Annotated in this window: 17 protein-coding genes; 2 read left to right on the top strand and 15 right to left on the bottom strand. The window is 61.7% G+C overall.

The genetic code is table 11. The features are described from left to right. Positions 1-16: 16 nt before the first annotated feature. The 14 genes from purF to leuC all read right to left on the bottom strand — a co-directional run bounded on the left by purF (position 17) and on the right by leuC (position 16,505). Positions 17-1,522 (bottom strand): amidophosphoribosyltransferase, encoded by a 1,506-nt coding sequence (gene purF, locus PSEUDOMOFG3G_RS07625; protein ID WP_047229235.1) that lies wholly within the window; start codon positions 1,520-1,522, stop codon positions 17-19. A gap of 41 nt (positions 1,523-1,563) precedes the next feature. Then, a complete protein-coding gene (locus PSEUDOMOFG3G_RS07620) occupies positions 1,564-2,124 on the bottom strand; it encodes a CvpA family protein (RefSeq protein ID WP_039593931.1) in 561 nt (186 codons plus the stop codon). Between the two features lie 99 nt (positions 2,125-2,223). Next, entirely contained in the window at positions 2,224-2,892 is a 669-nt protein-coding gene (locus tag PSEUDOMOFG3G_RS07615) for an SPOR domain-containing protein (protein ID WP_047229236.1), read from the bottom strand. After that, on the bottom strand, positions 2,876-4,183 hold the full coding sequence (folC, locus tag PSEUDOMOFG3G_RS07610; RefSeq protein ID WP_139049566.1) for a bifunctional tetrahydrofolate synthase/dihydrofolate synthase: 1,308 nt from the start codon (positions 4,181-4,183) through the stop codon (positions 2,876-2,878). The genes PSEUDOMOFG3G_RS07615 and folC overlap by 17 nt, the downstream gene beginning before the upstream one ends. Further along, positions 4,180-5,100, bottom strand: a complete 921-nt coding sequence (accD, locus tag PSEUDOMOFG3G_RS07605; RefSeq protein WP_139049565.1) for an acetyl-CoA carboxylase, carboxyltransferase subunit beta — start codon at positions 5,098-5,100, stop codon at positions 4,180-4,182. Before accD ends, folC begins: the two co-directional genes overlap by 4 nt. Positions 5,101-5,365: 265 nt before the next feature. Beyond that, the gene (locus PSEUDOMOFG3G_RS07600; RefSeq protein WP_139049564.1) at positions 5,366-5,989 is read right to left on the bottom strand and encodes a phosphoribosylanthranilate isomerase; all 624 of its coding nucleotides are present in this window, start codon (positions 5,987-5,989) and stop codon (positions 5,366-5,368) included. A 62-nt stretch (positions 5,990-6,051) separates the two neighbouring features. Continuing rightward, complete coding sequence (gene truA, locus PSEUDOMOFG3G_RS07595) at positions 6,052-6,876, bottom strand: tRNA pseudouridine(38-40) synthase TruA (RefSeq protein WP_047229296.1); 825 nt, start codon at positions 6,874-6,876, stop codon at positions 6,052-6,054. 304 nt (positions 6,877-7,180) lie between these two features. After that, entirely contained in the window at positions 7,181-9,745 is a 2,565-nt protein-coding gene (locus PSEUDOMOFG3G_RS07590) for a FimV/HubP family polar landmark protein (RefSeq protein WP_139049563.1), read from the bottom strand. 210 nt (positions 9,746-9,955) lie between these two features. Further along, entirely contained in the window at positions 9,956-10,966 is a 1,011-nt protein-coding gene (locus tag PSEUDOMOFG3G_RS07585) for an aspartate-semialdehyde dehydrogenase (protein WP_139049562.1), read from the bottom strand. A 250-nt stretch (positions 10,967-11,216) separates the two neighbouring features. Continuing rightward, a complete protein-coding gene (gene asd, locus PSEUDOMOFG3G_RS07580) occupies positions 11,217-12,329 on the bottom strand; it encodes an aspartate-semialdehyde dehydrogenase (RefSeq protein ID WP_047229242.1) in 1,113 nt (370 codons plus the stop codon). Positions 12,330-12,383: 54 nt separating this feature from the next. Continuing rightward, positions 12,384-13,466, bottom strand: coding sequence for a 3-isopropylmalate dehydrogenase (leuB, locus tag PSEUDOMOFG3G_RS07575; protein WP_139049561.1), 1,083 nt, complete (start codon positions 13,464-13,466; stop codon positions 12,384-12,386). Positions 13,467-13,517: 51 nt separating this feature from the next. Continuing rightward, a complete protein-coding gene (locus tag PSEUDOMOFG3G_RS07570) occupies positions 13,518-14,282 on the bottom strand; it encodes a class I SAM-dependent methyltransferase (protein ID WP_139049560.1) in 765 nt (254 codons plus the stop codon). Positions 14,283-14,430: 148 nt separating this feature from the next. Beyond that, positions 14,431-15,075: a 3-isopropylmalate dehydratase small subunit gene (leuD, locus tag PSEUDOMOFG3G_RS07565; RefSeq protein ID WP_047229245.1), complete on the bottom strand. Its 645-nt coding sequence runs from the start codon at positions 15,073-15,075 to the stop codon at positions 14,431-14,433. An 11-nt stretch (positions 15,076-15,086) separates the two neighbouring features. Further along, positions 15,087-16,505, bottom strand: coding sequence for a 3-isopropylmalate dehydratase large subunit (gene leuC / locus PSEUDOMOFG3G_RS07560; RefSeq protein WP_139049559.1), 1,419 nt, complete (start codon positions 16,503-16,505; stop codon positions 15,087-15,089). Between the two features lie 156 nt (positions 16,506-16,661). Between leuC and PSEUDOMOFG3G_RS07555 the strand changes: the two genes are divergently transcribed. Together PSEUDOMOFG3G_RS07555 and PSEUDOMOFG3G_RS07550 are read left to right on the top strand one after the other, a co-directional pair. Further along, on the top strand, positions 16,662-17,552 hold the full coding sequence (locus tag PSEUDOMOFG3G_RS07555; protein WP_047229247.1) for a LysR family transcriptional regulator: 891 nt from the start codon (positions 16,662-16,664) through the stop codon (positions 17,550-17,552). Positions 17,553-17,621: 69 nt separating this feature from the next. Further along, on the top strand, positions 17,622-20,900 hold the full coding sequence (locus PSEUDOMOFG3G_RS07550) for an EAL domain-containing protein (RefSeq protein WP_047229248.1): 3,279 nt from the start codon (positions 17,622-17,624) through the stop codon (positions 20,898-20,900). A 75-nt stretch (positions 20,901-20,975) separates the two neighbouring features. Here PSEUDOMOFG3G_RS07550 and PSEUDOMOFG3G_RS07545 read toward each other — a convergent pair whose 3' ends face one another. Next, positions 20,976-21,428 (bottom strand): Hsp20 family protein, encoded by a 453-nt coding sequence (locus tag PSEUDOMOFG3G_RS07545; protein WP_047229249.1) that lies wholly within the window; start codon positions 21,426-21,428, stop codon positions 20,976-20,978. Between the last annotated feature and the right edge of the window lie 80 nt (positions 21,429-21,508).

The following is a 21,508-nucleotide window of genomic DNA, read 5'->3' as shown; positions in this document are numbered from 1 at the left end:
AGGGCCGGCTTGTCACTCAGTTGTTGTACAGATCGATGATCGCGCTGACCGCCTGGGTCTTGGCCTTGGACGCATCGTTACGAGCGTTCTCGATCTTGTTCAGGTAGGCCTCATCGACGTCACCGGTTACGTACTTGCCGTCAAACACTGCGCAGTCGAATTGCTCGATCTTGATCTTGCCACCACCCACCGCTTCTATCAGGTCCGGCAGGTCCTGATAGATCAGCCAGTCGGCGCCGATCAGGTCGGCCACTTCCTGGGTAGTGCGATTGTGGGCGATCAGCTCGTGGGCGCTCGGCATGTCGATGCCGTAGACGTTCGGATAACGCACGGCCGGCGCCGCCGAGCAGAAGTATACGTTCTTGGCACCGGCTTCACGGGCCATCTGGATGATCTGCTTGCACGTGGTTCCGCGCACGATGGAGTCATCCACCAGCATCACGTTCTTGCCGCGAAATTCCAGTTCGATGGCGTTGAGCTTCTGGCGTACCGATTTTTTCCGTGCAGCCTGGCCGGGCATGATGAAGGTACGGCCGATGTAACGGTTCTTCACGAAGCCTTCGCGGAACTTGACGCCCAGGTGGTTCGCCAGCTCCAGGGCCGCGGTGCGGCTGGTGTCCGGGATCGGGATGACCACGTCGATGTCGTGGTCCGGCCGCTCGCGCAAGATCTTGTCGGCCAGTTTCTCGCCCATGCGCAGGCGGGCCTTATAGACCGAGATGCCGTCGATGATCGAGTCCGGGCGCGCCAGGTAAACGTGCTCGAAGATGCACGGAGTCAGGCTCGGGTTGGTCGCGCACTGACGGGTGAACAACTTGCCGTCTTCGGTGATGTAGACCGCTTCGCCCGGGGCCAGGTCGCGAATCAGGGTGAAACCCAGCACGTCCAGGGACACGCTTTCCGAGGCGATCATGTACTCGACGCCTTCGTCGGTGTGACGCTGGCCGAACACGATCGGGCGGATGCCATGGGGGTCGCGGAAACCGACGATGCCGTAACCGGTGATCATCGCCACGACCGAGTAGCCGCCGACGCAGCGGTTATGCACGTCGGTCACAGCGGCGAACACGTCTTCTTCGGTAGGCTGCAGCTTGCCGCGCTGGGCCAGTTCATGGGCGAAGACGTTGAGCATCACTTCCGAGTCGGAGTTGGTATTGACGTGGCGCAGGTCCGATTCGTAGATCTCCTTGGCCAACTGCTCGACGTTGGTCAGGTTGCCGTTGTGCGCCAACGTGATGCCGTACGGCGAGTTGACGTAGAACGGCTGGGCTTCGGCCGAAGTCGAGCTGCCCGCTGTTGGGTAGCGCACATGGCCAATGCCCATGTGACCAACCAGGCGCTGCATGTGACGCTGATGGAACACGTCACGCACCAGCCCGTTGTCCTTGCGCAGGAATAACCGGCCGTCATGGCTGGTCACGATACCGGCAGCGTCCTGGCCGCGGTGCTGGAGCACGGTTAGCGCGTCATACAGCGCCTGATTGACGTTCGACTTACCGACGATACCGACGATGCCACACATGCGACACAACCCCTACTTAATGGATCTGAACTGAACAACACTCACTGCGGCGTTTTGGCCATCGGCAAGAGTTGTTCCTTGAACGGTATTTCAGCGGGTACGCTGATACCGCTGGCAAGCCACTGACTGCTCCAACCCAGGATCAGGTTCTTGGACCAGTCTGCGACCAATAGAAATTGTGGCACGAGCCGGGACTCCTGCCACCACGTATCCTGCTGTACCGGCCCCAGGCTCAATAGCCCGACAGCCACGACCACCAGCAACGCGCCACGCGCCGCGCCGAAGGCCATGCCCAGGAACCGGTCCGTCCCGGAAAGCCCGGTGACGCGAATCAGTTCGCCGATCAGGTAGTTGATCATTGCGCCGACCAGCAAGGTGGCGATAAACAAGATGGCACAGCCCGCGATCACGCGGGCCGACGGAGTTTCAATGTATCCGGCGAGGTACTGGGACAACGAACCACCAAACATCCAGGCTACGACCCCCGCGATGATCCAGGTCAGCAGCGAGAGGGCTTCCTTGACGAAGCCGCGGCTCAGACTGATCAATGCGGAGATGGCGACGATTGCAACGATCGCCCAGTCAACCCAGGTAAATGGCACGGTGCAGCCTACAGACGGATAAGGCGGCGCATTTTAGCAGAGGCCAGAGCTGTCGGTAAGCTGCGATTGTCAGTGTGATTCAAATCAGGCAAACCGCCGTCAACCGCGCTCAGGCTGAAAACGCACCACAAAACCCTTGAGGTTCTGCTGGCGGCTGAGCAGGTCCCTCAGCCGATCAGCCTCGGCACGCTCGATCAGCGGCCCCACAAATACGCGATTCTTGCCATCGGCGGTGCGGATATAGGCGTTGTAGCCCTGGCTGCGCAGGGTTTTCTGAAGTTTTTCGGCACTCTCACGATTGCTCAGGCTGGCCAACTGAACGGACCAACTGACCGACAGACCGTTGGCGTCCACGCGGCTTTGCGTGGTATCCGGCTTGGCCGGGGCTGGGGTAATCGGTTGGGTCGGGGCCGGCTTGGCCACCGGTGCTGCCGGGGCTGGAGCGACTGCCGGCTTGCTCGGAGCCGGCGCTGCCGTGGCGGGTGCCGCCGGCGCAGGCTCGATCGGCAGGGAAGGCGCAGGTTGCTCGGCCAGCTCCTCGTCGCTCGGAACGGGTTCCTGGGGTAGCGCTTCAGGTTCAGGCACCAGCACCGGCTCGACCTGCACGGGCGCGACAGACGGCGCCTGGGGGGCAGCCGGAGCGTCGACCGTAACCTGGCGCTGCTCATCCTGACGAGAAAACAGCATCGGCAGGAAAATCACCGCCAAGGCCACCAATACCAGGGCCCCCACCATGCGCTGCTTGTACGCTTTATCCAGCAATGCCATCTGCAGCTTCCTCCGTGGAGCGCCGGGCCAGCCATTGAAGGGCCTCGGCAACACAAAAAAATGATCCGAACAGCAGGATCTCATCGTCGACCGTCGCCAGGGCGCACTGCCCTTCCAGCGCCGCGGCCACGCTGTCATAAGTCTCTACGCAAGCGCCGCGACGCTGCAAGACTTCCCGTAGCTCGGCAGCCGGGCGCGAGCGCGGTGAATCCAGCGGTGCTACCGCCCAATGCTGGACACTAGCACCCAACGCATCGACAACGCCATCCAGATCCTTGTCGCCAAGCAGCCCAAATACCGCCAGGCGGCGCCCGGCTACCGGCCGCCGCGCCAAGCGCTCGGCCAGATACTGCGCCGCATGAGGGTTGTGGCCGACATCAAGCAACAGATTCAGGCGTTTGCCGTGCCAATCGAACTGGCGGCGATCGAGACGACCGACGACGCGAGTCGCTTGCAACGCTTCGATAATTTGCCCGGCATGCCATGGCAGGTCCAGCAACAGGTAGGCCTGGAGCGCCAGCGCGGCGTTCTCCATCGGCAGCTCCAGCAGCGGCAAATCGCGCAACTCCACCGGATTGCCCCGGGCGTCACTGCCCCGCCATTGCCAATGTTGCTCAGTCATTGCCAGGTCGAAATCCCGCCCGCGCAAAAAGAACGGGCAGCTCAACTCGCGGACCTTGTCCAGCAACGGTTGAGGGGGATTGAGGTCACCACAGAGCGCAGGCGCGCCCGGGCGGAAGATGCCGGCTTTCTCGAAGGCGACGGACTCGCGGGTGTCACCCAGATAATCGGTATGGTCCACACCGATGCTGGTGACCAGCGCAACGTCCGCATCCACCAGATTGACAGCATCGAGCCGGCCACCCAGGCCGACTTCAAGCACCACGGCATCAAGACCGGCACCCGCGAACAGCCAGAACGCCGCCAGGGTGCCCATCTCGAAATAGGTAAGGGAAATCTCGCCCCGCCCGGCTTCCACCGCAGCAAAGGCTTCGCACAACTCGGCGTCAGAGGCTTCGACGCCGTTGATCTGCACCCGCTCGTTGTAGCGCAACAGGTGCGGCGAACTGTAGACACCTACGCTCAACCCCTGGGCCCGCAACAGCGAGGCCACGAAGGCGCAGGTCGAACCCTTGCCATTGGTGCCGGTAACGGTGATGACCCGGGGCGCCGGCTTGGCCAGTCCCATGCGGGACATTACCGCTTGCGAGCGCTCCAGCCCCATGTCGATGGCTGACGGATGCAACTGCTCAAGGTAGGCAAGCCAATCGCCCAGGGTACGTTGGGTCATATGTTCGCTGGCACCGGCGGAACCACGATCGGCTCGATGGGGGCGGCGACGAATTTCGGGGTCGGCAGGCCCATCAGTTGCGCCAGCAGATTGCCCAGACGCGGACGCAACTCCTGGCGGTGGATGATCATGTCGATGGCGCCGTGCTCCAGCAGGAACTCACTGCGCTGGAAGCCTTCCGGCAATTTTTCGCGCACGGTCTGCTCGATAACGCGCGGGCCGGCAAAACCGATCAGCGCCTTCGGCTCGCCAACGATCACATCGCCCAGCATCGCCAGGCTGGCGGAAACGCCGCCGTAGACCGGGTCGGTCAACACCGAGATGAACGGAATGCCTTCTTCACGCAGACGCGCCAGCACCGCGGAGGTCTTGGCCATTTGCATCAGGGAGATCAGCGCTTCCTGCATACGCGCACCACCGGAAGCGGCAAAGCAGATCATCGGGCAACGGTTTTCCAGGGCATGGTTGGCGGCACGCACGAAGCGCTCGCCGACGATGGCCCCCATGGAGCCCCCCATGAAGGAGAACTCGAAGGCCGAAACCACCACCGGCATGCCCAGCAGGGTGCCGCTCATGGACACCAGGGCGTCTTTTTCGCCGGTCTGCTTCTGGGCCGCGGCCAGGCGATCCTTGTACTTCTTGCCGTCGCGGAATTTCAGGCGGTCCACCGGCTCCAGGTCGGCACCCAGCTCAACACGGCCTTCGGCGTCCAGGAAGATGTCGATACGGGCACGCGCACCGATGCGCATGTGATGGTTGCACTTGGGGCAAACGTCCAGGGTCTTTTCCAGCTCGGGGCGGTACAGCACCGCTTCGCAGGATGGACATTTGTGCCACAGACCTTCAGGCACCGAGCTTTTTTTCACCTCGGAACGCATGATCGAAGGGATCAGTTTGTCTACCAACCAGTTGCTCATGCTTTCTTTCTCCAGTACCGGTGACCCGAACGCTCTGGTTCGCGGTCCCGCGTATGCCCTTGAGCTAAATTCATTGTGCGGCGAGGGTCGAGGGACCACCACGATCAGCGCGAAGCATGACCTGCGTGCAGCCCAACCTCCTCAGCCATCCCGGCAACCGCGGCACCGCGGCTACCACTACGCTATCGGCCCACCCGGAGGCGGCGCCTGCCTGCTTTGTACAGTGCTGGTATGGACGGCGGCAGTCTGCCAGCCGTCACATTGACTACTGGCTGCTGCGTACAGCGGCCATGAACGCACGAATCCTGGCCGGATCCTTGATGCCCTTGCTTTGCTCTACCCCACCGCTGACATCGACCGCGTAAGGGCGAACCTGACGGATGGCTTCGGCCACGTTTTGCGCCGTCAACCCACCGGCGAGGATAATCGGTTTGCTCAGGCCCTGGGGCACCAGCGACCAGTCGAATGCTTCACCGGTCCCACCGGGAACGCCTTCCACATAGGTGTCCAGCAGTATGCCACTGGCACCGGCAAAGGCATCGCAACTGGCCGCGATGTCATCATCGGCCTTGACCCGCAACGCCTTGATGTACGGACGATGCCAGCCCTCGCAATCGGCGGGCGTCTCGTCCCCGTGAAACTGCAACAGGGCCAACGGCACCGCGTCGAGTATCTCGCCCAGCTCGCAACGACTGGCGTTGACGAACAGGCCGACGGGGGTTACGAACGGAGGCAAGGCCCGGATGATCGCCCTCGCCTGCTGCACCGTCACCGCGCGAGGGCTCTTGGCATAAAACACCAGCCCGATGGCATCGGCACCAGCCTCCACCGCCGCCAGCGCGTCCTCGACGCGGGTGATCCCGCAAATCTTGCTGCGAACGGCCGGCATGTCGTCAAAACCTCAGGCAAATCCGTGAAAGTCCCGGATGGTAGCAAATGCTGCGCAGGGCGTCAGCCGTCGAGTTCCGAGAAGCCCGTGAGGAAATGTGGCCCGATGTAACGCTGTGGCAGCTCGAATTCATCGTGGTATTCGACCTGCACCAGGTATAGGCCAAACGGGTGCGCCGTCACGCCGCCGGAACGCCGGATGCGGCTTTCAAGCACTTCCTTGATCCACTCCACCGGCCGCTCACCGGCACCGATGGTCATCAGCACCCCCGCGATGTTGCGCACCATGTGATGCAGGAAGGCGCTGGCGCGGATATCGAGCACGATCATTTTGCCGTGGCGGGTCACCCGCAGGTGATGCAGCTCTTTGATCGGTGACTTGGCCTGGCACTGGCCGGCGCGAAAGGCACTGAAATCATGAACACCGACCAGGTACTGCGCGGCTTCAGCCATGCGCTCGACGTCCAGCGGACGGTGGTTCCAGGTGATTTCTTCGTTCAGATGCGCGGGGCGGATCTGGTCGTTGTAGATCACGTAGCGATAACGCCGGGCGATGGCCTTGAAGCGTGCATGGAAATGCGCCGGCATTGCCTTGGCCCAGCTGACACTGACGTCGTGAGGCAAGTTGATGTTGGCCCCCATGACCCAGGCCTTCATCGAACGCTCGACCTGGGTGTCGAAATGCACCACCTGGCCGCAGGCGTGCACGCCGGCATCGGTACGGCCGGCACAATGCAGCGACACGGGCGAATCAGCGACTTTGGACAGTGCATTTTCGAGGGTTTCCTGCACCGTCGCCACACCGGAGGCCTGGCGCTGCCAGCCGCGATAGCGCGAGCCTTTATATTCAACGCCCAGGGCGATCCGGAAAAAGCCGTCGGCCGCCATTTCGGCGGCCGGGTTGTCTATGTTTGCCAAGGAATTACAGCCTGCTGAAGTACGCAAAGGCGGGCATTATAAGGCCGACGGGATGGGATGCCAGTCCAACCGGTGGTCATGTGTTGAATGTACTGGCGCCATCGCGAGCAGGCTCGCTCCCACAAGGGATCTGTGCTGGGCGCAGGATTTGTGAATACTCGAGAACCTCTGTGGGAGCGAGCCTGCTCGCGATGAGGCCCGCCAGCCAACCTAAACTCCAGCCCAAACAAAAACGGCAGCCTCACCGGCTGCCGCTTTTGTTTACCCGATCACCTCAGGCCAGGCGCGACAACATTTCCTGCGCCTCGCTCTTCTGCGTGGCATCGCCTTCGCTGAGGACTTCGCCGAGGATATCCCGGGCACCATCGTTGTCACCCATGTCGATGTAGGCCTGGGCCAGATCGAGCTTGGTCGCCACTTCATCGGTACCGCTGAGGAAGTCGAAATCCGGCTCATCGTCGGCACTGGCCAACGCGTCTTCGGCAGTGAAAGTCGGCTGAGCGAGGCTGTCGGACAGGCGCTCAAGCTCGGCATTGACATCGTCCAGTTCGGACTCGAAGGCGTCCTTGGGTTTGTCTTGCACGTCCATTTCATCGGCCAGGGACAGGTCGAAATCTTCCGGCAGCTCAAGGTCGTCAGACGGGGTGTCGGCCACCGCAGGGGTTTGGACGGCAGGCTCATCCAGGCCCTTGAGGTCGTCATCCAGGTCCAGCAGGAAGTCTTCGTCGGCCAGGGCCGGCGTCGGCGCCGGGGCGTCGGCACCCAGGTCAAGGTCGAACTCCGACAGGTCATCCAGGCTTTCATTGGCCTCGGTCTGCTGCTTGAGCAACGATTCGAAGTCCAGGTCATCATCGGATGGGAATGCATCCAGCTCGACGACAGGCTCTGGCTCAGGCGTTGCCGGTGCGGCTTCCAGATCCTCAAGGCTCAGGTCGAAGGCGCTGTCGAGCTCCTCATCGGTGGGCGGCGTGTCTTCCAGCAAATCCTTGACGTACTGGGCGTCCAACTCGGCAGCGACTGCCGCTGCGGCCAGACCGGCAGTGGTGGCGACCACCATGGCCGGGAAACGGCTTTTGAGCTGTTCGACCTGGGCATAGTTTTCGCCGTTGGCCACCAGTTGGCGCTCTTGGGCAACAAAAGCATCGCGGTCGCCCTGCTGACCGTAGACTTCCATCAGTTTCAGGCGCAGGTCGCTGCGCTGAGGCTCGGCCTTGATGCCCTGCTCAAGCAGATCGGCCGCCTGATTCAAACGACCACGATCAATGTGGGACTGGGCCTGACCCAGCACATCGTCGGAACGCTCGGCAGCCGGAGCCACCAATGGCGCGGCGATCGGCGGCGTGACGATCACGGGCGCAATCACCGGGGCTGGCTTGGGCGCTGGCGCGGGAGCGGGTTTTGGTTCGAGCTTTACGCTTGGCGGTGGAACTTCAATGCCCTCGAAGCTGCTCGGGGGCAGATCGAGCTCCGGGGAAAAATCAGCCTCCTCCTCGAGGGCTCGGGCCATGCGCAAGTGCTTCTCGGCTTCCTGTTGCGCCTTGCGGCGACGGGCCAGCAACAGCAGCAACAACAGCAGGATCAACGCGCCACCGCCAACCAGACCCAACAGGATCGGATTGGTCAGCAGATCGTTGTACTTTTGTTCGCTGGACGCTGCCGGAGCTGGCTCCACGGGAGTCGCGGGCGGCGTCGCTTCAGGCGCGGGCGCAGGAGCTTGTGCCGTTGGGTCCGGCGTCAATTCTGCCGACATCGCCGGGGCCGACTCATCGAGCGGCGGTACGGCGACACCATCAGCCTGCATTTTGGCCAGCTGATTGTTCTTCAGCTCGATCAGGCGCTGCAGCTTGTCCAGTTGGCTCTGCAGATCCGCCATGCGGCTTTTGAGCTCTTCATTGTCGCGGCGAGCCGAATCGAGGCTTTCCTGGGTGACCGCGAGCTGATTGCTCAGGGCTTGGGCATCGCCGGCAGCGCCTTTGGCGCCGGCCTTCGCGGCCTCGGCGGAGACCAGACTCAGATTATCGCGACCGGCCGCCTGGGCCGGTGCAGCTTGACTGCCACCACGCTTGGTACCGTCCAACTGCTGCTGGCCGGAACGCGCAACACCCCGACGCCCCTGGCGCCAGGCGGCATTCTGCGCAGCCACTTCGGCGATAGCCTGGGGTTGCGGCAACGCGGTGCTTTGCACCGGGTCCGGCAGACGCAATACCTTGCCGGTCTTGAGCAGATTGATGTTGCCGTTGATGAATGCGTCCGGGTTCAACGCCTGGATCGCCAGCATGGTTTGCTGGATCGACCCGCCGTTGCGCACCTTGGCGGCAATTTCCCAAAGTGTATCGCGCGGCGTGGTGGTGTATTGGGAAGGCTTGGTGGCGCCCGTCACCGGCGTGGAGACGACCTGGGACGGCTTCGTCCGGGCGGCGTCAGCCGCCTGAGGGGAGAATTTGGAAGGGTCGATCAACACGCTGTAGTCGCGCAACAGGCGGCCATTGGGCCACATCACCTGCACCAGGAACTTGACCATCGGCTCCGACAGCGGCTGACTGGAAGTCACCCGCAGGACGCTCTTGCCATTGGCATTGATTACCGGGGTGAAGGTCAGGTCATTGAGAAACGCCTGGCGGTCGATTCCGGCCTTGGCAAACTCCTCGGGCGAGGCCAGGCTCGGCACGACTTCGGCGGCGGTCAATTGCTGGACGTCGAGCAGCTCGATCTCGGCGACCAGAGGCTGGTTCGGCGGCGACTTCAGGGTCAATTCCCCGAGCCCGAGTGCTTGCGCCATACCGGAGGACAGCGCCGAGGCGGCCGCTATTGCTAACACCAGTTTGCGAACTTGAACCATAGCCTCTTCCTTTGTTTGAACATTCCTCGGCCAGCGAGAAGGTGTTGATGCCGCTGCCGTAAGGCATTGCGCGCCCCCCCCGAAGCAACGGCGCGCGCGATCGTTTCACTCATGCTCGGGGAAAGCCCCGAGAGGGAGGTTCGCCTTCAGCACTCTGGCCAAGCATAGCGCCCAGCTAGAATCATTCGACAAATTGTTGCCAAGTATCTTTTACAGCAGGTCTTTTATCAACAACTCAGCCACTTGCACAGCATTGAGCGCCGCGCCCTTGCGTACGTTATCTGACGTCAGCCACATATTTAGTTCCGCCGGGTCATCGATCCCCCCGCGCACACGTCCAACGTAGACTACATCCTGCCCTACCGCATCGCCCACCGGGGTCGGGTAATCGCCCGCCTCCACCAGCTCGATGCCGGGTGCCGCCTCCAAGGCTGCGTTGACTTTCGCCAGGTCGACGGCGCTGGCTGCCTGCACAGTCACGCTAAAGCTATCGCCAAAAAACACCGGGGCTTGAATGCAAGTGACGGAAATCTTTAACGAAGGCTGTTCCAGCACCTGACGCAATTCACGCACCAGACGCTTTTCCAGCAGCGTGTGGCCCTGCTCGTCCGGGGTACCCACCTGAGCCAGCAGGTTGAACGCCATTTGCCGATCGAAAAATTTCGGCTCGAGGGGACGTGCATTGAGCAACTCGGCAGTCTGACGGGCCAGCTCACTGACGGCGGCACGGCCCTGAGCGGACACAGCGAGACTGGCGGTCAGGCTGATACGCTGCAACGCCAGACATTGGCGCAGCGGCGCCAGCACCACGGCCAGCGCGGTCGCCGACGCACTGGGACTGCTGACTTGAAACGGCTTGCTCAGACCCGCCAGCAACCCGCCGTTGGCTTCCGGCACGATCTGCGGCGCCTGCTCAGGCGGCAGGGCGCCGGACAGATCAATCAACGCGCAACCGGCCGCCGTGGCACGGGGGGCGAAGCTCAGGGTCACCGCCGGGCCGGCGGCAAAAAACACCAGTTGGACTTTGCCGAAATCAAATTCGTCGACTTCGCGCACCCGCACATTTTTGCCGCGAAACATCACCGAGCTTCCCGCCGACTCGCTGCTGGCCAGCAGGTGCAGGTTGCCGATCGGGAAGTCACGCTCTTCGAGAATCTGGACAAGGGTTTCGCCGACAGTACCGGTGGCGCCGATCACGGCAATATCAAAGGACTGGCTCATGGGTCTACCTCAGGTAAAACGTGGGGAGCGGCACTTTACCGGGTGGGGGGTATGCAGGCAATTGGCAGGGGAGTTTGCAGTGGTTGTACTGGCCCCATCGCGAGCAAGCTCGCTCCCACAGGTGTTGTGGCCACTGAAGATCCACTGTGGGAGCGAGCCTGCTCGCGATGGCGATGTCACGGACGACACCGTTCCCATAAAAAAACCCGCACCTCTCACAAGGCACGGGTTCTTTCACAGCAGTGACCGATCAACGCTCGAGCAGAATCCGCAGCATGCGACGCAGCGGTTCGGCCGCGCCCCACAGCAACTGGTCGCCGACGGTGAAAGCACCGACGAATTGCGAGCCCATGTTCAGCTTGCGCAGACGACCCACCGGTACGTTCAAGGTGCCGGTGACCTTGGTCGGGCTCAGCTCCTGCATGCTGATTTCGCGGTTGTTCGGCACCAGCTTGACCCAAGGGTTGTGCTGGCTGATCAGCCCTTCGATGTCGGCGATCGGCACGTCTTTGTTCAACTTGATGGTCAGCGCCTGGCTGTGGCAGCGCATGGCACCGATACGCACGCAGATGCCGTCCACCGGGATCGGGCTCTTGAAGCGACCGAGGATCTTGTTGGTTTCGGCCTGGGCCTTCCACTCTTCACGGCTCTGGCCGTTCGGCAGTTCCTTGTCGATCCACGGGATCAGGCTGCCGGCCAACGGCACGCCGAAGTTCTCGGTCGGGTACGCATCGCTGCGCATCGCCTCGGCGACCTTGCGATCGATGTCCAGGATGGCGCTGGCCGGGTTGGCCAGGTCATCGGCGACAGCGGCGTGGGTCGCACCCATTTGCTTGATCAGTTCACGCATGTTCTGCGCGCCGGCCCCCGAGGCCGCCTGATAGGTCATGGCACTCATCCACTCCACCAGACCGGCCTCGAACAGGCCGCCCAGGCCCATCAGCATCAGGCTTACGGTGCAGTTGCCGCCAATGTAGTTCTTGGTGCCCGCGTCCAGTTGCTGGTCGATGACCTTGCGGTTCACCGGGTCGAGAATGATCACGGCGTCGTCCTGCATGCGCAGGCTGGAGGCGGCGTCGATCCAGTAACCCTGCCAGCCGGCTTCACGCAGTTTCGGGAAGACTTCGCTGGTGTAGTCGCCACCCTGACAGGTCAGGATCACATCAAGGGTCTTGAGCTCGTCAATGCTGTAGGCATCCTTGAGCGCACCGGTGTCCTTGCCCACGGACGGGCCCTGGCCACCGACATTGGAGGTGGTGAAAAACACCGGTTCAATGAGATCGAAATCCTGCTCTTCCAGCATTCGCTGCATGAGCACGGAACCGACCATGCCGCGCCAACCGATCAGACCTACACGTTTCATCGCAACTACACCTATACAAAAGTGGGCCACCGTCGAAGCGGTGGGCCGCAAAGATTACAGATTACGCAACGCGGCGACTACTGCATCGCCCATTTGCTGCGTACCGACTTTGGTGCAACCGGTCGACCAGATGTCGCCCGTGCGCAAACCTTGATCCAATACCACACTGACCGCCTTCTCGATGGCATCAGCCGCGTCATTGAGACTGAAGCTGTAGCGCAGCATCATCGACACCGACAGGATGGTTGCCAACGGGTTGGCAATGCCCTGCCCGGCAATGTCCGGCGCCGAACCGTGGCATGGCTCGTACATGCCTTTGTTGTTGACATCCAGGGAGGCCGACGGCAGCATGCCGATGGAGCCGGTGAGCATCGAGGCTTCATCGGACAGGATGTCACCGAACATATTGTCGGTGACGATCACGTCGAACTGCTTGGGCGCGCGCACCAGTTGCATGGCGGCGTTGTCGACGTACATGTGGCTCAGTTCGATGTCCGGGTAATCCTTGGCCACCTGCTCGACCACTTCGCGCCACAGCTGGCTGGAAGCCAGGACGTTGGCCTTGTCCACCGAGCACAGTTTTTTGCCGCGCACCCGTGCCATATCAAAACCGACCCGGGCGATACGGCGGATTTCGCTCTCGCTGTACGGCAAGGTGTCGTAGGCCTGACGCTCGCCATTATCCAGCTCACGGGTGCCGCGCGGGGCGCCGAAGTAGATACCGCCGGTCAGTTCACGGACGATGAGGATGTCCAGGCCCGAAACGATTTCCGGCTTCAGGCTCGAAGCGTCGGCCAGTTGCGGGTAGAGGATTGCCGGACGCAGATTGCCGAACAGGCCCAGTTGCGCACGGATCTTCAGCAGGCCGCGCTCAGGACGGATGTCGCGTTCGATCTTGTCCCATTTCGGGCCGCCCACGGCGCCCAGCAGTACGGCATCGGCGGCACGCGCACGATCCAGGGTTTCATCGGCCAGGGGGACGCCATGCTTGTCGATCGCAGCGCCGCCGATCACATCGTGGCTGAGTTCAAAGCCCAGGCCGTACTTGTCGTTCGCCAGTTCCAGGACCTTGACCGCTTCGGCCATGATTTCCGGGCCAATACCGTCGCCTGGGAGAATCAGAATCTGCTTGCTCATGTTTTCCTCGTTTGCTCTGTCGGCCCGCGCTTGGACTGGCCGGAAAAAGTGCTATCGCTCGGCCCACAGCACCAGTACGTCTGTACTGAACGAACCATCGGCCTCAATCTCAAAATATTCACGCACCTCAACACCCATCGATCGCTGCAGCTCACGGATCGCCCCACGCATCACTTCGGGGGTGCGCATGCGCTCGACCCACGACTGGTACTCCAGGCGCAGACGCTGGCGCGTGGTGCTGCGGGTATGCAACCCCGCCTCGCTGACCTGGCGCAACCACTCGCCGGCCGAATAATCGCGAACATGGCTGGTGTCACGCAGCACCTCAACGCTTTGCAGGTACGTGTCCAACAACGGCATGCCGGGTGACAGGACATCAATGAACGCCGCCACTCCACCCGGCTTGAGCACCCGGCGCACTTCCCGCAGCGCCAAGCCCAGGTCGCTCCAATGATGCGCCGAATAGCGGCTGAACACGAAGTCGAACTCAGCGTTAGCGAACGGCAGGCGTTCGGCGGCGCCGCACACCGTGGTGATGTTACTCAGACCACGATCCGCTGCCGCCGTAGCTACAACGTCAAGCATTGGCTGGGACAGGTCGTAGGCCACCACTTCACCGGCCAGCGGCGCCACATGGAAACTCACGTGCCCAGCGCCGCAGCCCAGGTCCAGCACACGGGCCTCGCCGCGCCCGGCAAGCTCAGCCTGCAGCAGGGCGAACTCAGTGCCCTGGGCGTGCACGGCACTGCTCAGATAGGCCGAAGCCTGTTCACCGAATTGCTTTTGTACGACCTGACTGTGGGCGGTGCTGGTCATGGGATGTCCTTATGGTTTTTTATTGCCTGGGCGGACCCCATCGCGAGCAAGCTCGCTCCCACAGGGGATTTATGGTGTTCACAAAACACCTGTGGGAGCGAGCTTGCTCGCGAAGGGGCCAGCACTGACGACATCAATCTCAGATCAATCAAGCATCCCGAAACAACCAAGGCTGGCTCGCCCGGTGCTTGGCCTCGAACGTGGCAATCGCCTCGCCGTCCTGCAAGGTCAGGCCGATGTCGTCCAGACCGTTGAGCAGGCAGTGCTTACGGAATGCATCGATCTCGAAACGCAACACCTTGCCGTCAGGACGGGTCACGGTCTGGGCCGCCAGGTCGATCTGCAGTTGATAGCCGGGGTTGGCCTCGACCTGCTGGAACAACTCATCGACTTCAGCGTCGCTCAGGATGATCGGCAACAAGCCGTTCTTGAAGCTGTTGTTGAAGAAGATGTCGGCGTAGCTCGGCGCAATGATGCTGCGAAAGCCGTACTCTTCAAGGGCCCATGGCGCGTGTTCGCGACTGGAGCCGCAGCCGAAGTTTTCGCGGGCCAGCAACACGCTGGCGCCTTGGTAACGTTCGGCGTTGAGGACGAAATCCTTGTTCAACGGGCGCTTGGAGTTGTCCTGGTACGGCTGACCCACATCCAGGTAGCGCCACTCGTCAAACAGGTTCGGGCCGAAGCCGGTGCGCTTGATCGACTTCAAAAACTGCTTGGGGATGATCTGGTCGGTGTCGACGTTGGCACGATCCAAAGGCGCGACAAGACCAGTGTGCTGGGTAAAAGCTTTCATGCTGCGCTCCTTCAGATCAATTCACGGACGTCGACGAAACGGCCGTTGACGGCGGCGGCGGCGGCCATGGCCGGGCTGACCAGATGCGTACGGCCACCGGCGCCCTGACGGCCTTCGAAGTTACGGTTGGAGGTGGAGGCGCAATGCTCGCCCGACTCCAAACGGTCCGGGTTCATCGCCAGGCACATCGAACACCCAGGCTCACGCCATTCGAAACCGGCCTCGAGGAAAATCTTGTCCAGACCTTCGGCTTCGGCCTGGGCCTTCACCAGGCCCGAGCCTGGCACCACGATGGCCTGCTTGATGGTCGAGGCGACTTTGCGGCCCTTGGCGATCACCGCCGCTGCGCGCAGGTCTTCGATCCGCGAGTTGGTGCAGGAGCCAATGAACACACGGTCCAGCTGAATGTCGGTGATCGCCTGGTTGGCGCTCAAACCCATGTATTTCAGGGCGCGGACGATGGAGTCTCGCTTGACCAGATCCATCTCCTGGGCAGGATCGGGCACGTTCTGGTCCACAGCCAGGACCATTTCCGGGGAAGTGCCCCAGCTGACTTGCGGCTTGATTTGCGTCGCGTCGAGTTCGACCACGGTGTCGAACTTCGCGTCGGCGTCGGAAACCAGGTCTTTCCAGGCTTGCACCGCCATGTCCCACTCGGCGCCCTTGGGGGCGAACGGACGGCCCTTGACGTACTCCACGGTTTTTTCATCGGCGGCCACCAGCCCGACACGAGCGCCGGCTTCGATGGACATGTTGCAGATGGTCATGCGCCCTTCCACGGACAAATCGCGGATGGCGCTGCCGGCGAACTCGATGGCATGGCCGTTACCACCGGCGGTGCCGATCTTGCCGATCACGGCCAGGACGATGTCCTTGGCAGTCACGCCAAACGGCAGCTTGCCCTCGACGCGCACCAGCATGTTTTTCATTTTCTTGGCGACCAGGCACTGGGTAGCGAGCACGTGCTCGACCTCGGAGGTGCCGATGCCGTGGGCCAAGGCGCCAAACGCACCATGGGTGGAAGTATGGGAGTCGCCGCAGACCACGGTCATGCCGGGCAAGGTCGCGCCCTGCTCCGGGCCAATGACGTGGACGATACCCTGGCGCACGTCATTCATCTTGAATTCAACGATGCCGTATTCGTCACAGTTATCGTCAAGGGTCTGAACCTGCAAGCGCGACACCTGATCGGCAATGGCTTCGATGCCGCCCTTGCGCTCCGGCGTGGTCGGTACGTTGTGGTCCGGGGTCGCGATATTGGCATCGATGCGCCACGGCTTGCGCCCGGCCAGACGCAGGCCTTCGAAGGCTTGCGGCGAAGTCACTTCATGGATGATGTGACGGTCGATGTAGATCAGCGCCGAACCATCGTCGCGCTGCTTGACCAAATGCGAATCCCAGAGCTTGTCGTAGAGCGTTTTGCCGGCCATCAGACGGTTCCTCATCAGCTTGTTTCTATGCCCCGGGTCTTGAGTGAATCAATAACCCCTTGGCTTGTGAGGCTGATCTTATGAGGCTACATTAAATAACTCAAATTCATATTTTTCATGCTTTGCATAACCATTTGGAATTCGACCAGGACGACCATGGACCTCGCCAGCCTTAACGCCTTTATCGCCATCGCCGAGACCGGCAGTTTCTCCGGCGCCGGTGAACGCCTGCACCTGACCCAGCCGGCCATCAGCAAGCGTATCGCCGGGCTGGAGCAACAGCTCAAAGTGCGCCTGTTCGATCGGCTCGGTCGAGAAGTCGGCCTGACCGAGGCTGGACGAGCCCTTCTGCCACGGGCCTATCAGATTCTGAACGTGCTGGATGACACCCGCCGCGCCCTGACCAACCTGACCGGTGAAGTGACCGGACGCCTGACGCTCGCCACCAGCCACCACATCGGCCTGCATCGGCTGCCACCTCTATTGAGGGAGTTCACCCGACGCTACCCTGAGGTGGCGCTGGATATTCAGTTCCTCGATTCGGAAGTGGCCTACGAAGAAATTCTCCACGGCCGGGCGGAGCTGGCGGTCATCACCCTGGCCCCGGAACCGCACACGCTGGTACGCGCCACGCCGGTGTGGGACGACCCCCTGGATTTCGTGGTGGCGCCGGAACACGCGCTGTTGGACAACGGCCCGGTCAGCCTGGCAGACATCGCCTTGCATCCGGCGGTTTTCCCCGGCGGCAATACCTTTACCCACCACATTGTTCAACGCCTGTTCGAAGCCCAGGGCCTGACGCCGAACATCGCCATGAGCACGAATTATCTGGAAACCATAAAAATGATGGTCTCCATCGGCCTGGCCTGGAGCGTCCTGCCGCGCACCATGCTCGATGAACAGGTGGCACGCATTCCTTTGCCGGGCATACAGCTCAGTCGCCAGCTAGGCTATATCTTGCACACCGAACGGACGCTGTCGAATGCTGCACGGGCTTTCATGTCCTTACTGGACGCACAAATCGATCTGCCAGGGAAAAGGGCATAGGTTGTGCTACTCCTATAGAGCCGAAACGCCTGCGCTCAACGCCCAAAATTGCCCAAGGCTCGCGAGATAATGCCCAAGTCCGCTGACCAGTTCCCGCCCCTGCCGCGCATTCAGGCGCTAGACCCGAAACGGTCCGAGCAAAGCTGGGACAGTGCCCCACAGTTGCTGGCCGCCCTGAACGGCGCGCGCCTGGGAGCCTGGTCGTGGGACATTGATACCGGGCGGATCAGTTGGTCACGGGGCACCCAGGCGCTGTTCGGCTTCGATCCGCGCCAGCCATTGCCGGCGGATGTGGACTATCTGGACCTGTTACTCCCCCAAGACCGAGCAAAGGCCATCCGCGCCTTTCATGCGGCTGTGGCCGGTGCGCCGCTGGAACAGGCCATGCACCATCGCATCGTCTGGCCCGACGGCAGCCTGCACTGGCTGGAAATCAACGGCAGCGTATTACCCGACAAACACGGCCGCCCGCGGATGATCGGAGTAATCCGGGAGATCACGCACCAGCGCGAACGGGAGCAGGCACTGCGCAACTCGGAAAAACGCTTCGCCACGCTCTTTCACCTATGTCCGAATATGGTGTTGCTGACCCGCCAGGAAGACGGGCTGATCATCGAGGCCAACCAGTATTTCGAAAGTCTGTTTGGCTGGCCGCTGCACGACATCATCGGCCGCACGACGCTGGAACTGGGCCTATGGGTCGACCCCGGACAGCGGGCAAAACTGGTGGAGATCATCAAGGCCAACGGCGAAATGGCGAGCATGGAGGTGGAACTGCAGGCCAGCAATGGTCAGATCCACAGCGGCCTGCTCAGCGCCCAGAAGGTCGAGCTGGAAGGCCAACCTTATCTGCTGAGCACCTTCCTCGATACCACCGAACGCAAACTCGCCGAACAGGCCCTCAAGGACAGCCAGGAACGCCTTGATCTGGCCCTCGATTCGGCGCAACTGGGCACCTGGGACTGGCATATTCCCAGCGGCATGCTCTACGGCTCGGCCCGGGCGGCGCAGTTGCATGGCCTGGAGCCCAAGCCGTTCCACGAGTCGTTCGATGCGTTTTTCGAAGGGGTGCCCGATGACGAGCGCAACAACATGCGCAACGCCTACCGCAGCCTGCGGGAAGGCCCGGCGGGGAATTATCAACTGACCTACCGCGTACAAATGCCGGACGGCAGCGCCCGATACCTGGAAAGCCGCGCACGTCTCTATCGCAATGACGACGGCAGCCCGCTGCGCATGGCCGGTACCTTGCTGGACATCACTGACCAGGTAGAACGCGAACAGAGCCTGGCGGCGTCGGAAGAAAAATTCGCCACCCTGTTCCAGGTCAGCCCCGACCCGATCTGCGTAACTCATCAGGATAGTGGCCGGTTCCTCGAAATCAATTCCAGCTTCACCCAGACCTTCGGCTGGTCAGCCACCGACGTGATCGGCCTGAGCGCCGACGAAATCGGCCTGTGGGACGCCTCGGGGAGCAGCCTGCAACGCATCGAAAGGGTGATACGCGAGCGCTCCCTGAACAACGTGGCCGTCGTCGTCCACCATAAAAACGGCCAGCCGCTGACATGCGTGATTTCAAGTCGCCAGATCAACGTCGGCAACCAGCCCTGCATTGTCACCACCCTGCGGGATATCTCCCAGCAGCAGCGCTCTGAAGCGGCCCTCAAGGCCAGCGAGGAGAAATTCGCCAAGGCTTTCCATTCCAGCCCTGACGCCATCACCATCACCGAACGCGACAGCGGCCGCTACCTCGAAGTCAATGACGGCTTCTGCCGCCTGACCGGCTACCGCGCCGACGAAGTGATCGGGCATACGGTCTACGAGGTCGGTATCTGGGCCGAAGAAAAACAACGCATGGCGCTACTGGCCGAACTGGAGCTCAAGGGCCGGGTGCATCACCAGGAAATGCTCGGGCGCAATAAACGCGGAGAGATCCTCACGGTGGAGGTCTCGGTCGAACCCATCATGCTCAATGAAACGGCCTGTCTGCTGCTGACCGCCCGGGACGTGAGCCTGTTGCGCAATGCCGAAGCACAGATCCGCCACCTGGCCTATCACGATCCGCTGACCAACCTGCCCAACCGCGCCTTACTGATGGATCGGCTGAGCCAGCAGATCGCCTTGCTCAAGCGCCATAACCTGCGGGGCGCCCTGCTGTTTCTGGACCTGGACCACTTCAAGCACATCAACGACTCCCTGGGCCACCCGGTGGGCGACACGGTGCTGAAAATCATCACCGCACGCCTGGAAGCCAGCGTGCGCCTGGAAGACACCGTGGCGAGGCTGGGCGGCGACGAATTCGTGGTGCTGCTCAGCGGCCTGGAAGGCACCCGCAGCGCAGTCAGCCAACAGGTACAGAACCTGGCCGACACTCTGCGCGAATTACTGTCGGAGCCGATGTTTCTCGATGGCCAACGGTTGCAAGTCACGCCGAGCATCGGCATGGCGCTGATTCCCGACCATGGCTCCACCCCCACCGACCTGCTCAAGCGCGCCGACATTGCGCTGTACCGCGCCAAGGATTCGGGGCGCAACACCTCGCAGATGTTCCACACCACCATGCAAAAAGCCGCCAGCGAACGGCTGCGCATGGAAACCGACCTGCGCCAGGCCTTGGCTCGCGGGGAGTTCAGCGTACATTTCCAACCTCAGGTCGACGCCCGGGACAACCGCATCATCGGCGCCGAAACGCTGGTGCGCTGGCATCACCCCGAATTGGGCGCCCAATCACCGAATGAATTCATCAAAGTGCTGGAGGACAGCGGGCTGATCCTGGAAGTTGGCACCTGGATTCTCGATGAAGCCTGCAACGGCTTCAAACAACTGATCGCCAAGGGCAAGATCGATCCGCTGCAATTCAGCCTGTGCGTGAATATCAGCCCACGGCAGTTCCGCCAGAGCGACTTCGTCGAGCGCATCGAAAGCTGCCTCGCCACCTATGGCCTGCCTTACGCCATGCTCAAGCTGGAAATCACCGAGGGCATCGTGATCCAGAACCTGGACGACACCATCGCCAAGATGCGTCGCCTGAAAAAATTGGGGGTGAGCTTCGCCATGGACGATTTCGGGACCGGTTATTCGTCGCTGACCTACCTCAAACGTCTGCCGGTGGACACCTTGAAAATCGATCAGTCATTCGTGCGCGACGCCACCAGCGACCCCAACGATACCGAAATCATCCGCGCCATCGTCGCCATGGCCCGCAGCCTTGAGCTGGAGGTGATCGCCGAAGGGGTCGAGACCCCGGAACAACTGAGTTTCCTGCAGGGGCTGGGTTGCCATTTGTACCAGGGCTACCTGCACAGTCGGCCGTTGCCGCTAGACGCGTTTGAGCGACTGTTGCCCTGACAAAGGAGCCCGCAATGAGGGCTCCACAAATGAAAAAGGGCGCCAATGGCGCCCTTCTTCATTAGTTGCGATGCATCAGTTTTGCAGCGCGGGTTGTTGCTGCGCCCCGTTGATCGGGATGCGCTTGGCTTTCGCCTCTTCCGGGATCACTCGCAACAGGTCGATGCTCAACAGACCGTTGCTCAGGCCGGCGGATTTGATCTCGATATGATCGGCCAACCGGAAGGACAGCTTGAACGCACGCTGGGCGATACCCTGGTGCAGGTAGGTCACGCTGTCGTTGCTCGCTTCGCGCTTACCACCGCTGATGGTCAGCACACCTTTTTCCACTTGCAGGTCCAGGTCGTCTTCCTGGAACCCGGCGGCGGCAACCACGATGCGATACTCGTCATCGCCATGTTTTTCCACGTTGTAGGGTGGATAGCTACTGCCCGGTTCGTTGCGCAAGGCGGTTTCGAACAGGTCGTTGAAACGGTCGAAGCCCACCGAGGAACGGAACAGAGGGGCCAGGGAAAATGCAGTACTCATGATTCAAATCTCCTGAAAAGTTCAGCAAGTTTTTTTGTCTCCGCGACCCGAATTCGGCATCGCGTAATCCCTATCTAGGG

This window comes from Pseudomonas sp. FG-3G, from assembly GCF_901007645.1.
In the GTDB taxonomy this organism is placed as follows: domain Bacteria; phylum Pseudomonadota; class Gammaproteobacteria; order Pseudomonadales; family Pseudomonadaceae; genus Aquipseudomonas; species Aquipseudomonas rhizophila.
The sequence above is the reverse complement of the archived record's forward strand: the minus strand, read 5'-3'. Positions and strand labels throughout refer to the sequence as shown.

What these genes read in the sequence shown, in the direction of transcription:
- accD (WP_139049565.1), bottom strand. Translation starts at nt 5,100, where the DNA reads ATGAGCAACTGGTTGGTAGACAAACTGATCCCTTCGATCATGCGTTCC.
- PSEUDOMOFG3G_RS07590 (WP_139049563.1), bottom strand. Translation starts at nt 9,745, where the DNA reads ATGGTTCAAGTTCGCAAACTGGTGTTAGCAATAGCGGCCGCCTCGGCG.
- leuB (WP_139049561.1), bottom strand. Translation starts at nt 13,466, where the DNA reads ATGAGCAAGCAGATTCTGATTCTCCCAGGCGACGGTATTGGCCCGGAA.
- leuD (WP_047229245.1), bottom strand. Translation starts at nt 15,075, where the DNA reads ATGAAAGCTTTTACCCAGCACACTGGTCTTGTCGCGCCTTTGGATCGT.
- leuC (WP_139049559.1), bottom strand. Translation starts at nt 16,505, where the DNA reads ATGGCCGGCAAAACGCTCTACGACAAGCTCTGGGATTCGCATTTGGTC.
- PSEUDOMOFG3G_RS07600 (WP_139049564.1), bottom strand. Translation starts at nt 5,989, where the DNA reads ATGCCGGCCGTTCGCAGCAAGATTTGCGGGATCACCCGCGTCGAGGAC.
- PSEUDOMOFG3G_RS07555 (WP_047229247.1), top strand. Translation starts at nt 16,662, where the DNA reads ATGGACCTCGCCAGCCTTAACGCCTTTATCGCCATCGCCGAGACCGGC.
- PSEUDOMOFG3G_RS07615 (WP_047229236.1), bottom strand. Translation starts at nt 2,892, where the DNA reads ATGGCATTGCTGGATAAAGCGTACAAGCAGCGCATGGTGGGGGCCCTG.
- PSEUDOMOFG3G_RS07570 (WP_139049560.1), bottom strand. Translation starts at nt 14,282, where the DNA reads ATGACCAGCACCGCCCACAGTCAGGTCGTACAAAAGCAATTCGGTGAA.
- PSEUDOMOFG3G_RS07545 (WP_047229249.1), bottom strand. Translation starts at nt 21,428, where the DNA reads ATGAGTACTGCATTTTCCCTGGCCCCTCTGTTCCGTTCCTCGGTGGGC.
- PSEUDOMOFG3G_RS07550 (WP_047229248.1), top strand. Translation starts at nt 17,622, where the DNA reads ATGCCCAAGTCCGCTGACCAGTTCCCGCCCCTGCCGCGCATTCAGGCG.
- asd (WP_047229242.1), bottom strand. Translation starts at nt 12,329, where the DNA reads ATGAAACGTGTAGGTCTGATCGGTTGGCGCGGCATGGTCGGTTCCGTG.
- PSEUDOMOFG3G_RS07585 (WP_139049562.1), bottom strand. Translation starts at nt 10,966, where the DNA reads ATGAGCCAGTCCTTTGATATTGCCGTGATCGGCGCCACCGGTACTGTC.
- folC (WP_139049566.1), bottom strand. Translation starts at nt 4,183, where the DNA reads ATGACCCAACGTACCCTGGGCGATTGGCTTGCCTACCTTGAGCAGTTG.
- truA (WP_047229296.1), bottom strand. Translation starts at nt 6,876, where the DNA reads ATGGCGGCCGACGGCTTTTTCCGGATCGCCCTGGGCGTTGAATATAAA.
- purF (WP_047229235.1), bottom strand. Translation starts at nt 1,522, where the DNA reads ATGTGTGGCATCGTCGGTATCGTCGGTAAGTCGAACGTCAATCAGGCG.